Below are 14524 nucleotides of genomic sequence, written 5' to 3'. Positions count from 1 at the left end.
GGGAGTTACGGGGCGACGGCGCGGAAAGCGAGAACCGCATTGCTGCCGCCAAAGGCGAAGGAATTGGACAGCGCGGCACGCAGCGCCTGTTGGCGGCGGCCGGTGGTCACGTGATCGACGCCGGCGCAGTCCGGGTCGAGGTTGGCCTGCAGGTTGGCGGTCGGCGGGACGACCTGCTCGCGCAGGGCGAGCACCGTGGCGATGGCCTCGATGGCGCCGGCGGCGCCGAGCAGATGGCCGTGCATGGACTTGGTGGCGCTGACCGGCAGTTGCCCGGCGCGCTCGCCGAAGACCGCCTTCAGGGCGCCGACCTCGACCGGGTCGCCTTCGGCGGTGGCGGTGCCGTGGGCGTTGATGTAGTCGATGTCGTCGGGCGTCAGGCCGGCATCGGCCAGGGTCAGATGCAGGGCACGGACCTGGCCTTCGACTTCCGGACGGACCAGATGGCTGTGGTCGCAACTGGTGCCGTAGCCGATCATTTCGCCATGGATGCGGGCGCCGCGGGCGACGGCATGCTCCCAGTCCTCGAGGACCAGGGCGGCACCACCCTCGCCCAGCACCAGGCCGCGGCGGTCGGCGGCAAACGGCCGGCAGGCGAAGGGCGAGGTTTCGCCATCGCCGGGGGCCATGACGCGCAGCGCTTCCCAGGCCCGGGCGACGCCGTAGGCCTGCGGCACGTCGGAACCGCCGGTGACCATGATGGTCGCTTCGCCCGAACGGACGCGGCGGAAGGCCTCGCCGATGGCGATGGCCGACGAGGCGCAGGCCACCGTGTGGCTCATGCTGATGCCGCCGAGGCCGAGCTGAATCGAAATGTGGGCGTTGGCCGCGTTGTTCATGCCGAGCACGACGGCCAGCGGCGACAGGCGTTCGCGCCCCTTCTGCCACAGTTCGCGGTAGCCCTTTTCGTAGGCCAGCGTGCCGCCCAGCGCGGTGCCCCACGACACGCCCCAGCTATCGCGCGATTCGCCGTCCGCCTGGCGCGGCAGGCCGGCATCGTCCCAGGCGCCGAAAGCGGCGGCCATGCCGAGCTGGGCGAAGCGGTCCATCATCGAGGCCAGCGGCTTGCCGAGGACGGCATCCGGATTGAAGGCGGGGCAACTGACGAAGGGAATGGACAGCGGACGCGGCAGATCGTCGGTCAGCAGGTAACGGATGGCTGATTCGCCGGCGCTCAGCCGGGCGAAGAAATCGGCCAGGTCGCCGCCATACGGACTGACCAGCCCGAGGCCAGTGATTGCAACCCGCCGCAGACTCATCGCTCAGCTCTTCTGGCTGGCGATCAGCCCATCCATCGTCGACACCATTTCGCCGACGGTCTGGGGGGTTTTCAGGTCGCTGGACAGCTTGATGTTGAAGCGATCTTCGAATTCGAACATCAGTTCAAGCATCATCAGGGAGTCGACGCCGAGGTCAGCCAAAGGCGCTTCCGGGACGACCGTTTCCGGTTCGACGCCAAGGCGGTCTTTGAGAAATTCGCGAATCAGGCCAATGGAATCCATAGGTCGGCGATTTTAGCCGAAAGCCCATGTTTTCCAAAGACTTGCCCGGGCCCCGTTGCATCGGGGCGACGAATATGCGCGGCGGAGGTTCGATTTGCTACCATGTCGCCGCATTTTTCCTTTTCCGTCAGCCGCAGAGCCATCGATGCACCCGTCCCACGAATCGCCCTGGTATCGCCAGATAGCCGCCCGGATGTATACCGTCTGGCCGCTCAAGGCGCTGGGCACGGCGGCGTTCATGATGCTTTTCTTCTCGGCCTATTTCGCGGTCCTGCGCAATCCGCTATTTCCGGTCACCGTGATGCCACTGACCTGGCTCGATCGGGCGATTCCCATCACCTCGCTGGCTTTTCCGTTCTACGCCTCGCTGTGGGTCTATGCCTCACTGCCGGTCGCCTTCATGAAGGATATCCGGGCCATGCTACGGTTCGGGGCCTGGATGGCGGCGATGTGCCTACTTTGTCTGGGTATTTTCTGGTTGCTGCCGACCGGCGTGCCGTCGGCCGGTGTCGATTGGCGGCTGTATCCGGAAATGGCCGTCATCAAGGATGTCGATGCCGGCGGCAATGCCTGCCCTTCCCTGCATGTCGCCTCGGCGCTGTTTGCCGCCATCTGGCTGGCGCGGATTTTCGAACAGATCGGAACCCCGGCGGCAGTGCGCTGGCTGAATTGGCTGCACTGCTTAGCCATCCTGTGGTCCACCGTCGCTACCCGCCAGCATGTGGTGCTCGATGTGCTGGCCGGGGCGACGGTCGGCTTGCTGTTTGGTCTGGCGGGTTTGCGCCACACGCTGCAGCGCACCCCGGAACAGAAGATCTAGCCGGCAGCGCCGGTTTTCTGCAGCGTCTTGGCGAATTGCGCGGCGTCCTGGAAGCCGACGACGCGTACTGACTTGATTTCCTGGCCCTTGGGGTCGAAGAAAATGATGCCGGGCGGGCCGAATAGGCCGAAGCGGGCGAGCAAGGCCTTGTCGTCGGCCGAATTAGCGGTCACGTCGGCCTGCAGCAGCGTGTAAGCGGCCAGCCTGGCCTGGATGCCACGGTCGGCGAAGGTGAATTTTTCCATTTCCTTGCACGACACGCACCAGTCGGCATAGAAATCGAGCATTACCGGCTTGCCGGCTGCAGCGACCTTCGCTTCCAGTTCGGCTACCGATGCCACGCGTTCGAAGGGCAGGCGTTGTGCTTCCGGGGCGGCGGCCGTACCGCGCAGGCCGGCCAGCGGCTGCAGCGGATCGCGGCTGCCGGACAGGGCGCCGATGAGCAAGGCCGCGCCGGTGAGCAGCATGACGATGCCGATGCCTTTCCAGAAGCGCTGCCAGCCCTTGGCATGTGGCGGCAGCGGGTCGAGGGCATGGAGGTAGATGGCCGGCACGATGAGCAGCAGCGCCCAGGCGAGCATGGCGGCGACCGGCGGCACGACCGGCGAGACCAGCCAGACGGCAGTGGCGAGCAGCAGCACGCCGAAGGCTTTCTTGACCCCTTCCATCCACGGCCCAGTCTTCGGCAGCAGCGAGCCGCCAGCCACGCCGACCGCGATCAGCGGGGCGCCCATGCCGAGCGCCATGACGAACAGCGCCGTGCCGCCGAGTACCGCATCGCCGGTCTGGCCGATGTAGAGCAGCGCGCCGGCCAGCGGGGCGGCGACGCAGGGCCCGACGATCAGCGCCGACAGGGCGCCCATCAGGAAGACGCCGATGCCGCGCCCGCCCTGCAGGTGGCCGGATTCCTCCGACAGCTTGCTCTGCAGCGCGATGGGCAATTGCAGTTCGTAGAAACCGAACATCGAAAAGGAGAGGACGACGAAGACCAGCGCGAAACTGCCGAGCACCCAGGAGTTCTGCAGGGCACTGGAGACCAGCGTGCCGGTCAGGCCGGCGGCGACGCCGGCGGCGGCGTAGGTGACCGCCATGCCGAGTACGTAGGCCAGCGCCAGGGCGAAGCCGCGGGCATGCGAAGCCTTGTGCCCCTGGCCGGCGATGATGCCGGACAGGATGGGAATCATCGGGAAGACGCAGGGAGTCAGCGACAGGCCGAGGCCGGCGACGAAGAAGAAGGCGAGAATAGCCCAGAAGCCGGCGTTCTTCAGCGTGGCGGCGATCATGCCGCTTTCGTCGCCCTCGCCTGCGGCCGAGGCGCTCGGCGTGGTCGCCGGGTCGGGCAGCGTGACGCTGACCGGCTGCATCTGTGGCGGATAGCAGACGCCGGCGTCGGCACAGCCCTGGGCCGTGACCTTGAGGTTCAGCGCCAGCGGCCCCGAGGCATTGCGTTCGACCGGCAAGCGGATGGCGACCGACTTGTAATAGACCTCGACCTTGCCGAAGTTGTCGTCGTTCTTTTCCTTGCCCTTGGGGTAGGAGGCCGTGCCCAATGCGACAGCATCACCGTCGACGGCAAAGCGGAACTTGTCGCGGTACAGGTAGTAGCCCTTGGCGATCTCGTAGCTGACTTCGAGGGTCTGGCCATCGAGGGCGCGCACGGATGGCTTAAAGGCAACTGCCGGATCGAGGAATTCGTCGGCGTGGGCGAGCGAAACGAGCAGGGAAAAGAGGAAAAGCAGGATGCGCATGGTCATTGGAGAGTTTCAGCCGCCACCCAGTTCAGGTAGGCCGGCAAGCCGCGGGCGATGGGGAGGGCGATGATTTCGGGCACGTCGTAGGGATGCAGGGCTGCGATCCGGGCCTCGAGGGCAGCGTAATTGCGGCCGGTCGTCTTGATCAGCAGCGGGATTTCGGCCGCCGATTCGACGCTGCCCTGCCAGCGGTAGACGGACTGCACGCGGGGCAGGATATTGACGCAGGCGGCGAGCTTTTCCTCGACGACGGCCAGCGCGATGGCGTTGGCGGTTTCCTCGTCGGGGCAGTTGGTAAGGACGAGCAGGGTTTCCATCAGTGATCTGCTTCGTAATTGGCCGGACAGGATGAAAGCGCCGGATTTTTGTCTCTGGCTAGGCGCGAACCGGAGCGATAGCTGACGCTATCGCGAGGATGAGCAACAACGCCAGGGGCGCAAAGACAAGTTTTCATGTTCGGTTAATTGCGAAGCAGACCACCTGATTCTACTTGAGCAGGCGGCGGCGGGTCAGGTGCAGGGCGATGGCGAAGGCTACGCCGGCGGTCGCGAGCAGCGCCATGATGTGGATCAGGGCATCGGCCGGTACCTCGCCGGCCAGCAAGGGACGGACCAGTGCCACGCCCTGCGCCAGCGGCAGCCAGCCGCCGATCGCCGCCAGCCAGCCGGGCAACTGCTCAGTCGGGAAGAAGACGCCGGAAATCAGCGTCATCGGCGTGATGAACAGCGTGAAGTAGTACATGAAGAAATCGTAGCTGGGCGCCAGCGCATTCCAGATCAGGCCCAGCGCGGCAAAGGCCAGCCCGGTCAGCACGACGGCCGGCAGCGCCCACAGCATCAGCGGCCCGTGCGTCAGGCCCATGCCGGTGATGACGACGAGGATGGCGGCACCGGAAAACAGCGACTTGGTGGCTGCCCAGAACAGTTCGCCGGCGACCACGTCGGTCAGGCCGAGCGGGGTGTTGAGGATGGCGTCCCAAGTCTTCTGCACGTGCATGCGGGAAAAGGCCGAGTACAGCGCCTCGAACGTAGCGGCGTTCATGGTCGAGGCGCACACCGTGCCGGCGGCCAGGAAGGCGACATAGGGCTGGCCGCCGACGCTGGGCAGCATGGCGCCCAAGCCATAGCCGAGGCCGAGCATGTAGATCAGCGGATCGGCCAGGTTGCCGAGGATGGACGGCAAGGCCAACTTGCGCCAGACGAGGAAATTGCGCCGCCACACCGGCAGGAAGCCGGGCCGGTTAAAACGGGAGAGGGAAAGCGTGGCGCTCATGGCGGCAGGAAATTTGGCGGATCGGGATTGAACAGCCATTTTAGAGCCTCTTTGGCGCCGACTGTTCCTGGCGTGTGCGCTGCGGCTGCTACCAAACGGATCAGCTTGGGGAGATCGGGATGATCAAATTTGTGGCCGGCAGACGGTTCGCCGTGGGCGATGGGAAAATCGTGGCTTAGTCGCGCAGTTCGCGACCAGTCAGCTTGATGAACACGTCTTCCAGGTTGGAGGCGCGGTGCACGTAGCGCAGGCCGTCGGCCTCGGCCAGCCGGGCCAGTAGCGGCCGCGGATCGCGGCAGTAGAAGAAGGCAGTTTCGCCGCTGGTTTCGACGCGTTCGGCCAGAGCGCGGTGTGCCTCGACGAAGGGTGCCAGTTGGCCCCGTGTTTCGTCGAAGACTTCGATCACCTGCGGTTCGATCTGCTCGGCGATCAGGGCACGCGGGCTGCCCTCGGCGATCTTGCGCCCATGGTCGATGACGATCAGCGCGTCGCACAGGCGTTCCGCCTCGTCCATGAAGTGGGTGGTCAGGATCAGCGTCTTGCCGGCTGATTTCAGCTGCTTCAGCCGGTCCCAGATCAGGTGCCGGGCCTGCGGGTCGAGGCCGGTGGTCGGCTCGTCGAGAAAGACGATATCCGGGTCGTTGACCAGTGCCCGGGCCAGCGTCAGGCGGCGCTTCATGCCGCCGGACAGCGTCGCGATGCGGGCATCGGCCTTGCTGGCCAGACCGGCAAAGTCGAGCAGCTGCGGGATACGGCTGCGGATGTCGGCATCCGCGATGCCGAAATAGCGGCCGAAGACCAGCAGGTTCTCGGCGCAGGTGAAATCCGGGTCGAGATTGTCGAACTGCGGCACGACGCCGACCCGTGCCCTCGCCTGCTGGGCGGCGGCCGGAATGGCGCAGCCGTTGAGCACGATCGCGCCGCTGTTCGGGGCGGTCAGGCCGAGGCAGAGGCGCAGCGTGGTCGTCTTGCCGGCGCCGTTCGGGCCGAGCAGGCCGAAGCAGGTGCCCGGTTCGACGGCAAAAGACAGGCCGGCGACCACCTCCTGGTCGCCGTAAGTCTTGCGCAGCGCGCTGGCGCTTAGTGTCGCCACGCTCGGGTGATGATGTCGCGGATGACGTGCAGCCGGCGATGGAAGAAATGGTCCGCGCCGGGCACGACGACGACCGGCAGGTCGAGCGGCAGCGCCCAGGCAAAGACATTGCTCATCGGTACCAGCGTGTCGTCCGAGCCATGGATGACGATGGTGTCGTGCGGCACGGCCTCGGTGTCGTAGTGACGGGTGCTTTCGACATAGCCGGCGGCAGTGCCGACCAGGACCAGGCGCTGCGCCGGATGGCCGGCTTCCTGCAGGCGCTTGGCAACGCGGGTCTGGCAATAGGCGCCGAAGGAGAAGCCGGCGAGCACGACCGGGATGTCGCCGCAGCGGCACTTGGCATCGGCCAGCACGGCGAGCAGGTCTTCGGTTTCGCCGACGCCCTCGTCATGCACGCCCTCGGTTTCGCCGACACCACGGAAATTCGGGCGGAAGGCCGCGTAGCCGAGACCGACGAAGCAGCGGGCCAGCGTGTAGGCGACCTTGTTGGTATTGGCGCCGCCGCCGAGCGGATGCGGGTGAGCGATCAGCGCGATGCCTTTCGGGGCATCCGGGCGCTCCATGATGACCTCGATCTTGCCAACCGGGCCGTCGATCAGAATTTTTTCTTCGGGTGCTTTCATGGCCTCAGATCTTCAAGCGTTCGACGATCTTGCCGCCGATCAGGTGTTCCTGAATGATTTCCTCGACGTCTTCCTTGTCGACATAGGTGTACCAGACGGCTTCCGGATAGACGACCATCACCGGGCCCTCATCGCAGCGGTCCAGGCAGCCGGCCTTGTTGATCCGCACCTTGCCCTGTCCCTTCATCTTGAGCTGGCCGATGCGGTCCTTGGCGTAAGCCTGCATTTCGCTGGCGCCCAGGGCGTTGCAGCAAGTTTCACCGGGTTCGCGCTGATTGCAGCAAAAAAAGACGTGGTGTTTGAAATAGCTCATGCGGTTCTCCTGTACAGAAGCGCATTATAGAGGGTGGCGTTTCGCGTGGAACGCCTGACGTCAGGGAGCGGTTCCGGGCGGCTATTACCCGGTTCGGCTAAGCCGCTTCTCCACGCCGACAATCAGCGAACAGAGCAGCGCCACAGCGACGATTTCTTCCCACTCCTCCACCCCAATCGGTGCCGTCTGGAACAGCCGGTTCATCACCGGCAGGTAGGTCATGGCCATCTGCAGGCCGAGCATGAAGCCGGTGCCAGCCCATAGCCACGGATTGGAGAACAGTCCCTGCTTCCAGAACCCCTGGCGCAGCGAGCGGCAGTTGAAGAGGTAGGCGGCCTCCACCATCACGAACACATTGACGGCGACGGTGCGGGCTTCTGCCAGGGTATGGCCCTGTGCCAGTTCACGCAGGAAGAGGCCGAATGAGCCGGCAAGCAGCAGGATGGAGACGAGCACGATGCGGCGGACCAGGGCCGCGTCGAGTACCGGCTGATCGAGCCGGCGGGGTGGACGGCGCATGATGCCGCGCTCGATGGGTTCGAAGGCGAGCGGCAGGCCAAGCAGCACGGCCGTGGTCATGTTGATCCACAGTATCTGCAGCGGCGTGATCGGTAGCGTGGTGCCGGCCAGGATGGCGGCGACGATGACCAGCCCTTCGCCGAAATTGGTTGGCAGCGTCCAGGTGATGAACTTGACCAGGTTGTCCCACACCCCCCTGCCCTCCTCGACCGCCGCCTCGATACTGGCGAAATTGTCATCGGTGAGCACCATGGCCGCCGCTTCCTTGGCTACTTCCGTTCCCGCCAGTCCCATGGCGACGCCGATGTCGGCCTGCTTGAGGGCAGGCGCGTCGTTCACCCCGTCGCCGGTCATGGCCACCACTTCGCCACGGGTTTGCAGGGCACGGACCAGGCGCAGCTTCTGTTCGGGTTCGACGCGGGCGAAGACGTCGGTTGTGTGGGCGATGTCGGCCAGGGCAGCGTCGTCGAGCGCGGCCAGCTCGCGGCCGGTCACTGCCCGACTGGCATCGATGCCGATCTGGTGGGCGATGGCGAGGGCGGTGACGGCGTGGTCGCCGGTGATCATCTTGACCCGGACGCCAGCCGCATGACAGTTGTGGATGGCGCCGATCACCGCCTTGCGCGGCGGGTCGATCATGCCGACCAGGCCAATCAGCGTCAGCCGGTCGACGGCCGCGTCATCCAAGCCGGCATCGCCAGCCAGGTCGCGCCGGGCGACGATGAGGACGCGCATGCCCTGCTCGGCGTAAGCCCGCGCCGCTAGCTCTACCGCAACGGGATCAAGGGGCCAGCTACCGCCATCATCGGCTGTCTGGTCGATGCAGCGCGGCAGCAGTTTTTCCAGAGCGCCTTTGACGTACAGAATATGGCCCCCGTCGGCAGCATGGCTGGTGGCCATGTATTGCCGGCCGGCGTCGAAAGGCAGTTCGTCGCGGCGCGGATAGAGGGCACGCAGCGTGTGCTCGTCCAGCCCGGCTTTGCGGGCGGCGACGAGCAGCGCCGCCTCGGTCGGGTCGCCGGTGATCAGCCAGCAGTCATGTTCCTGACACAGCGAGGCATCGTTGCACAGCGCGCCGGCGAGCAGGCACTCGCGCAGGGCTCCGGCGACGGCGGCCGGCATTTCGTCGTGGCGGATGTCGCCTTCCGGGGCATAACCCTGGCCGCTCACGGCGTAGCCCTCGCCGGCGCACCACAGGACGCGTACGGTCATGGCGTTTTCGGTCAGCGTGCCGGTCTTGTCGGAACAGATCACCGTCGTGCTGCCCAGGGTCTCGACCGCCGGCAGGTGGCGGATGATGGCCTTGCGCTTCGCCATGCGGGCGACGCCGATGGCCAGGGTGACCGTGACGGCGGCAGGCAGGCCCTCCGGGATGGCGCCGACGGCGAGGGCGACGGCCGCCATGAACATGTCGAATGCCGTTTCGCCGCGCGCCAGACCGACGGCGAAGGTCAGTCCGGCCAGCCCGCCAATGGCCCACAGCAGCCAGTTGGAGAAGCGCGCCATCTTGCGCGTCAGCGGCGTGATCAGTTCGGGCGCGGCGGCAATCAGGCCGGCGATGCGCCCGGTTTCCGTTGCATCGCCGGTGGCGACGACCAGCCCGCAGCCCTGCCCCATGACCACTTTGCTGCCCGCCCAGGCCATGTTGGCGCGGTCGGCCGGGGCGGTATCGGCGGGCAAGGGATCGGTGTGCTTGCCGACCGCCTGCGACTCGCCGGTGAGCAGCGAGTCATCGGTATGCAGTTCGCGCTGGTGCAGCAGGCGCAGGTCGGCCGGAATGCGGTCGCCGGCGGCGAGCATGACGATGTCGCCGGGGACCAGCCGGGAAGCGTCGATTTGCCGACGATGGCTGCCGCGACGCACGGTGACCGGTGTTGCCACGCTGCGCGCCAGGGCTGCGAGCGCCCCCTCGGCCTTGGCCTCCTGCCAGTAGCCGATAAGGGCATTGACGAGGACTACGCCGAGGATGACGCCGGCCTCCACCATCTCGCCGAGCATGGCGGTGACCGCACCGGCGGCGATCAGCACGATGACCAGCGGCTGGGCGAGTTGCGCGGCGAAGCGGCGCCAGGCCGGCTTGCCCGGGCGCTCGGTCAACCGATTGGGGCCGTGGCTGTCCAGCCGACGAGCGGCTTCCGCATCGGACAGGCCATCACTGCTGTCGACGTCCAGATGCCGGCTGGCCGACTCCACGCTATGGGCATGCCAGGCAGTTTGACGTGAGGCAGGCGCTGCGGGATCTTGCATCGATGTCTTGTCCACGAAGGTCTCGCTTGCGCTAGTCGCGGCTTAAGTCCTTCGGGCGGTCAGCAGCAGGAAGGGCAAGGTCAGGAAGGGCCATGCCGTGGCGACCAGGCGGGTCAGGCCGTTGAAATTGAGGAAGTGTCCCTGCCGCCAGGTCGCCAGCGCGGCGGCCGAATAGGGGTTGGGTGGGGCCAGATTGACCAGCACCGCGCCGGCCATCAGCGACAGGGCGGCGATCATCAGCCGCGGCGTCGGCGGCAGCGCGATGGCCAGGGCAAGGATGGTCATGCCGACCACCAGGCCGAGGCGGGAACCCGGCGTCAGCCAGGCCAGGGCATCGGCGGGGCTGATCAGGATGGCGGCGGCCAGCGTCGCCACGGTCAGGCTGAGGAGCAGGAAAAGTGGCACGATGGCGTAGGCGACGACCAGCCGGGCGCACAGCATGCGGACGATCAGGCCGACGGCGACCGCATTGAAGGCGGTGATGCTGGCTTCGATCATGACGAAGCTTTCGGCGGCGAACGGCATGGCGCCGGTCAGGCCGAAAATCTGGCGCAGGTCGCCGGCGCCGAACAGCAGGGTTTCCGGTGACAGCGGCACGAGCAGCCACAGGCCGAGCAGGGTCAGACCGAGTTCGGCATGCGGGATGGGGGCGATCAGCCGATGCTCGAGGGCCACGATGCGGGCAAAGATGCGCGGCCCGACTGCCCTGGCCCACACCGCTCCGATGAGGCCGCCCAGGCTGTTGCAGGCGAGATCGAGATTGGACGGCACGCGCGACGGCAGCCAGGTCTGCACGGTTTCCAGGCCGAAGCTGACACTGCCGGCGAGCAGCGTGGCGACGACCATGGCCGTATAGCGTCCCGGCAGGCGGCTCAGGGCCAAGGTCAGAAAGAAGCCGAGCGGCAGATAGACGGCGATATTGACGGCCAGGTCGAAAACGGTCCAGTAGCGCGGCCAGCCGCCTTCGAGAAAAGCAATCGGCGAGACGCCGGTATCCCGCCAGCCGGTGAACGGATGCAGGCTGCCATAGACCACCAGCCCGCACCAGGCGAGGGCCAGATAGCTGGCTAAGCGGAGAGGACCGAGACCGTGTTGGGGCATACCCCATTCTATCCGTTTGCGCCGACCGGCTGGCCGCGCCGTGACATGGGGGAGCGCAGCCGGCGCGGCTGAGCCGAACGGCGCAACGGCATTCGGCATGCCGCAACACGCTGCCTGACGACACTGCGTATCGGGATTTCCGGCAAGGAGACAATCATGGAAGCACTGAAGATAACCGTCACCGTATCGCTGCTGCTCGTCGCGGCGGCAGTACAAGGCGAGCCGGGCAAAGCGCCGAGCGACCAGGCGCTGATCGCCAGTGCACTGTCGGCGGCGCCGCCCGGTGTGGCACGCGGCGCGACCATCGTCGTGTCCGGCGCGGACGGCCAGATGCGTACCCTGCGCAGCGGCAGCAACGGCTTCACCTGCATGCCGGACAACCCGGCGACCCCGGGCAAGGATCCGATGTGCATGGACCGCAATGCGCTGGCCTGGGCCAGCGCCTGGATGGAGCATCGCCCTCCGCCGACCGGCCAGGTCGGCTTCATGTACATGCTGTCCGGCGGCACCGACGCCAGCAATACCGACCCCTACGCCGAACGGCCCGATTCCGGCAATCACTGGATCAAGACCGGCCCGCACGTGATGATCGTCGGGGCCGATGCGGCCTTCTATGCGCTGTACCCGAAGCAGGCTGACCCGGATACCTCGGCACCCTACGTGATGTGGCCGGACACCCCCTATCAGCACCTGATGGCGCCGATCAAATAGGCGGCCGGCCCGGCTTCACGGTTGGTTGGCGTGGTGCGTTTCGGCGGCGGCGCGGTGGTGCAGCGCCTCGTGGATGTCTTCGGCCGGCAGCTTGTGGCCGACCCATTGCGGCAGCAGCGAACCGGCCACCATGCCGACCATGCTGACGGCGAGGCCGATCAGCTGCGGCGGGACCAGGCTGGCCTCGCCGATCAGCGTTTCGACCAGCAGCCACGAAGCCAGTCCGCCGAAAATGGCCGCCAGCGCTCCCTGCGTCGTCGCTCGTTTCCAGAAGGCGCCGAAGAACAGGGGCACGAAGGCGCCGGCCAGCGTCACCTTGTAGGCGTTTTCCACCATCTTGAAGATGCTGGCGTTGGAATACAGCGCGAACCCGAGCACCACGACGGCAAAGCCGACGATGGAGGCACGCATGACCTTGAGGAACTGGTGGTCGCCCATGTGCGGGAAGAAGCCACGCACGATGTTTTCCGAAAAGGCGACCGACGGCGCCAGCAGCGTCGCCGACGAGCAACTCATGATCGCTGACAGCACGGCACCGAAGAAGATGGCCTGGGCGAAGACCGGGGTGTGCTGGAGAACCAGGGTCGGCAGCACCAGTTGCGAGTCGGTTTCGAGCAGGCCCTTGAACAGCTCGGGATCGATCAGGGTCGCCGAGTAGGCGATGAACATCGGCACAAAAGTGAAGCAGAAATAGATCGAGGCACCGAGGATGGAACCCCCCAGCGCGATTTTCTGCGTCTTGGCCGAGGTGATGCGTTGGAAGACGTCCTGCTGCGGGATGGAGCCGAGCATCATGGTGACCCAGGCACCGAGGAAGGTCAGCCATTTCCACGGATCGGCCTCGGGAAAGAAGTCCAGCTTGCCGGCAGCCGAGGCATGCTGGATGACCGTTTCGACGCCACCCGCCGGTACTGCGACGACGCTGGCGATGTACAGCATCCCGCCCATGATGACGCCCATCTGCACGAAATCGAGGATGGCCACCGACAGCATGCCGCCGAAGGTGGTGTAGGTCAGCACGATGGCGGCGCCGAGGATCATGCCGGCCGTCTGGCTGACGAAATCGTTGGTCACGACGTTGAAAACCAGGCCGAGCGCCTTGATCTGGGCCGATACCCAGCCCAGGTAGGAGGCGACAATGCACAGCGTGGTCAGGACTTCGACGCTGCGGCTGTAGCGCAGGCGGAAATAGTCCCCCAGGGTCAGGATGTTCAGCTTGTACAGTTTGCTGGCGAAGAAGAAGCCAGCGATGATCAGGCACATCGACGAGCCGAAGGGATCGGCGACGACGCCGCCCAGGCCCTCCTTGACGAAGGTGGCGGAAACCCCGAACACGGCCTCGGCGCCGAACCAGGTGGCGAACACGGTGGCGGTGACCACCGGCAGCGGCAGATGGCGGCCGGCGACAGCGAAGTCCTTGGCGCTATGCACGCGGGTCGCCGCATAGAGGCCGATGCCGATGGAAACGAGCAGGTAGAGGACGACGAACCAGATCAGCATGGGCGCGCAACCGACGGCTAAGGGGTTGAAATTGCGCGGATTATAAGGTTATTGCGCGTTTTTCGCCGTCAGAACGGCGGCTCGCTGTGAAAATCCATCCGCTCCCCGGTTGCCGGATGCATAAAGCCCAGATCCATCGCGTGCAGCAGCAGGCGATCGGCCATTTTTTCGGCCGGGCCGCCGTACAAGTCGTCGCCGAGGATGGGGTGCTGCAGCGACATCATATGCACCCGCAGTTGGTGCGAGCGGCCGGTGACCGGTTCCAGCGCGACGCGGGTGGTTTGCTTGTCGGTATCGCGGCTGAGCACGCGGAAGCGGGTCTGCGAGGGGCGGCCCTCATCGAAATCGACTTTCTGCCTCGGGCGGTTCGGCCAGTCTACGATCAGCGGCAGGTCCACGCCGCCCTCGTCGTAGGGCAGCAGGCCGGCCAGCACGGCGCAGTAGAGTTTGTCGACCTGGCGGTCCTGGAACATCTTCGACAGCCGGCGGTGCATGTCCGCGCCACGGGCGAAGACGAGCAGGCCGGAGGTCGACATGTCCAGCCGATGCACGGTCAGCGCATCCGGGTATTCCTGTTGTACGCGGCTGAGCAGGCAGTCGGCCTTGTGTTCGCCGCGGCCGGGTACCGACAGCAGGCCACAGGGCTTTTCGGCAATGATCAGGGAGTCGTCGGCAAAGACGACCGGCGAGGCGCCGGGCGGGGGAGGTAGATAGGCGGTCATCATGGTTCGAAGCGAATTCGGCAGCGGGCGTCCTTGAAAGCTACCGGTTCCTGATGCCATCCCGGTCCCGGCGAGGTCTGCCGGCAGATGCGGGCGTCGTCGGTCCGGCTCGCCCACCAGTACCACGGCGCCGGTCCGCCTACGGCAGCGGAGCTGGCGAGCAGCAGCATGATGGCGGGTAAGCATCTGATCGGCATGAAGAATTAGCTTGCCAAGGAATGGTTGGTCAATGTACTGTATTTATACACAGTATCCGGTGGTCGGACGCGGCGAGGAATATACCGCGTTTGGGCCGGGCCGGAGAACCGGCGTTCCAGCAATTTCTATTCCATCTTTGGCCCCTGTGC

General features: G+C 66.0%; 14 protein-coding genes. 2 read left to right on the top strand and 12 right to left on the bottom strand.

Translation table 11 applies throughout. From position 1 onward, the window contains the following. Window positions 1–5: 5 nt before the first annotated feature. Both LZ012_RS02045 and LZ012_RS02040 read right to left on the bottom strand, forming a co-directional pair. Window positions 6–1259, bottom strand: coding sequence for a beta-ketoacyl-[acyl-carrier-protein] synthase family protein (locus tag LZ012_RS02045; RefSeq protein ID WP_275707022.1), 1254 nt, complete (start codon window positions 1257–1259; stop codon window positions 6–8). Window positions 1260–1262: 3 nt separating this feature from the next. Continuing rightward, on the bottom strand, window positions 1263–1502 hold the full coding sequence (locus LZ012_RS02040) for an acyl carrier protein (RefSeq protein WP_275707020.1): 240 nt from the start codon (window positions 1500–1502) through the stop codon (window positions 1263–1265). Between the two features lie 145 nt (window positions 1503–1647). Here LZ012_RS02040 and LZ012_RS02035 point away from each other — a divergent pair, with 145 nt between their 5' ends. Beyond that, the gene (locus LZ012_RS02035) at window positions 1648–2322 is read left to right on the top strand and encodes a phosphatase PAP2 family protein (protein ID WP_275707018.1); all 675 of its coding nucleotides are present in this window, start codon (window positions 1648–1650) and stop codon (window positions 2320–2322) included. On the opposite strand, the gene dsbD is transcribed toward LZ012_RS02035, so the two are convergent. From dsbD to LZ012_RS01995, 8 genes are all read right to left on the bottom strand, one after another. Continuing rightward, the gene (gene dsbD / locus LZ012_RS02030; protein ID WP_275709601.1) at window positions 2319–4070 is read right to left on the bottom strand and encodes a protein-disulfide reductase DsbD; all 1752 of its coding nucleotides are present in this window, start codon (window positions 4068–4070) and stop codon (window positions 2319–2321) included. The genes LZ012_RS02035 and dsbD overlap by 4 nt on opposite strands. A 2-nt stretch (window positions 4071–4072) precedes the next feature. Continuing rightward, window positions 4073–4390 (bottom strand): divalent-cation tolerance protein CutA, encoded by a 318-nt coding sequence (gene cutA, locus LZ012_RS02025; RefSeq protein WP_275707015.1) that lies wholly within the window; start codon window positions 4388–4390, stop codon window positions 4073–4075. Window positions 4391–4559: 169 nt separating this feature from the next. After that, window positions 4560–5384: an ABC transporter permease gene (locus LZ012_RS02020; RefSeq protein WP_338033130.1), complete on the bottom strand. Its 825-nt coding sequence runs from the start codon at window positions 5382–5384 to the stop codon at window positions 4560–4562. A 136-nt stretch (window positions 5385–5520) separates the two neighbouring features. After that, on the bottom strand, window positions 5521–6438 hold the full coding sequence (locus LZ012_RS02015; RefSeq protein ID WP_275707012.1) for an ATP-binding cassette domain-containing protein: 918 nt from the start codon (window positions 6436–6438) through the stop codon (window positions 5521–5523). Next, window positions 6426–7064 (bottom strand): alpha/beta hydrolase, encoded by a 639-nt coding sequence (locus LZ012_RS02010; protein ID WP_275707010.1) that lies wholly within the window; start codon window positions 7062–7064, stop codon window positions 6426–6428. The genes LZ012_RS02015 and LZ012_RS02010 overlap by 13 nt, the downstream gene beginning before the upstream one ends. A 4-nt stretch (window positions 7065–7068) precedes the next feature. Then, window positions 7069–7377 (bottom strand): (2Fe-2S) ferredoxin domain-containing protein, encoded by a 309-nt coding sequence (locus LZ012_RS02005; protein WP_275707008.1) that lies wholly within the window; start codon window positions 7375–7377, stop codon window positions 7069–7071. 84 nt (window positions 7378–7461) lie between these two features. Beyond that, a complete protein-coding gene (locus LZ012_RS02000) occupies window positions 7462–10143 on the bottom strand; it encodes a cation-translocating P-type ATPase (protein ID WP_275707006.1) in 2682 nt (893 codons plus the stop codon). A 42-nt stretch (window positions 10144–10185) separates the two neighbouring features. Beyond that, a complete protein-coding gene (locus LZ012_RS01995) occupies window positions 10186–11244 on the bottom strand; it encodes a VanZ family protein (protein WP_275707004.1) in 1059 nt (352 codons plus the stop codon). A 156-nt stretch (window positions 11245–11400) separates the two neighbouring features. Between LZ012_RS01995 and LZ012_RS01990 the strand changes: the two genes are divergently transcribed. Then, window positions 11401–11955 carry a hypothetical protein gene (locus tag LZ012_RS01990; protein WP_275707002.1) on the top strand — a complete coding sequence of 185 codons (555 nt, stop codon included), beginning with the start codon at window positions 11401–11403 and terminating at the stop codon, window positions 11953–11955. 15 nt (window positions 11956–11970) lie between these two features. On the opposite strand, the gene LZ012_RS01985 is transcribed toward LZ012_RS01990, so the two are convergent. Together LZ012_RS01985 and LZ012_RS01980 are read right to left on the bottom strand one after the other, a co-directional pair. Beyond that, on the bottom strand, window positions 11971–13455 hold the full coding sequence (locus LZ012_RS01985) for a high affinity choline transporter 1 (protein ID WP_275707000.1): 1485 nt from the start codon (window positions 13453–13455) through the stop codon (window positions 11971–11973). 68 nt (window positions 13456–13523) lie between these two features. Next, window positions 13524–14180 carry an RluA family pseudouridine synthase gene (locus LZ012_RS01980; RefSeq protein ID WP_275706998.1) on the bottom strand — a complete coding sequence of 219 codons (657 nt, stop codon included), beginning with the start codon at window positions 14178–14180 and terminating at the stop codon, window positions 13524–13526. Between the last annotated feature and the right edge of the window lie 344 nt (window positions 14181–14524).

This window comes from Dechloromonas hankyongensis, from assembly GCF_022012295.1.
In the GTDB taxonomy this organism is placed as follows: Bacteria; Pseudomonadota; Gammaproteobacteria; order Burkholderiales; family Rhodocyclaceae; genus Azonexus; species Azonexus hankyongensis.
Note: the sequence above shows the minus strand (reverse complement) of the source record. Positions and strands in the feature narration are given on the sequence as shown.

Coding starts and splice junctions, on each gene's coding strand:
- LZ012_RS02000 (WP_275707006.1), bottom strand. CDS start 10,143: ATGCAAGATCCCGCAGCGCCTGCCTCACGTCAAACTGCCTGGCATGCC.
- LZ012_RS02020 (WP_338033130.1), bottom strand. CDS start 5,384: ATGGCTGTTCAATCCCGATCCGCCAAATTTCCTGCCGCCATGAGCGCC.
- LZ012_RS02010 (WP_275707010.1), bottom strand. CDS start 7,064: ATGAAAGCACCCGAAGAAAAAATTCTGATCGACGGCCCGGTTGGCAAG.
- LZ012_RS02005 (WP_275707008.1), bottom strand. CDS start 7,377: ATGAGCTATTTCAAACACCACGTCTTTTTTTGCTGCAATCAGCGCGAA.
- cutA (WP_275707015.1), bottom strand. CDS start 4,390: ATGGAAACCCTGCTCGTCCTTACCAACTGCCCCGACGAGGAAACCGCC.
- LZ012_RS01985 (WP_275707000.1), bottom strand. CDS start 13,455: ATGCTGATCTGGTTCGTCGTCCTCTACCTGCTCGTTTCCATCGGCATC.
- LZ012_RS02040 (WP_275707020.1), bottom strand. CDS start 1,502: ATGGATTCCATTGGCCTGATTCGCGAATTTCTCAAAGACCGCCTTGGC.
- dsbD (WP_275709601.1), bottom strand. CDS start 4,070: ATGCGCATCCTGCTTTTCCTCTTTTCCCTGCTCGTTTCGCTCGCCCAC.
- LZ012_RS02045 (WP_275707022.1), bottom strand. CDS start 1,259: ATGAGTCTGCGGCGGGTTGCAATCACTGGCCTCGGGCTGGTCAGTCCG.
- LZ012_RS01980 (WP_275706998.1), bottom strand. CDS start 14,180: ATGATGACCGCCTATCTACCTCCCCCGCCCGGCGCCTCGCCGGTCGTC.
- LZ012_RS02035 (WP_275707018.1), top strand. CDS start 1,648: ATGCACCCGTCCCACGAATCGCCCTGGTATCGCCAGATAGCCGCCCGG.
- LZ012_RS01990 (WP_275707002.1), top strand. CDS start 11,401: ATGGAAGCACTGAAGATAACCGTCACCGTATCGCTGCTGCTCGTCGCG.
- LZ012_RS01995 (WP_275707004.1), bottom strand. CDS start 11,244: ATGCCCCAACACGGTCTCGGTCCTCTCCGCTTAGCCAGCTATCTGGCC.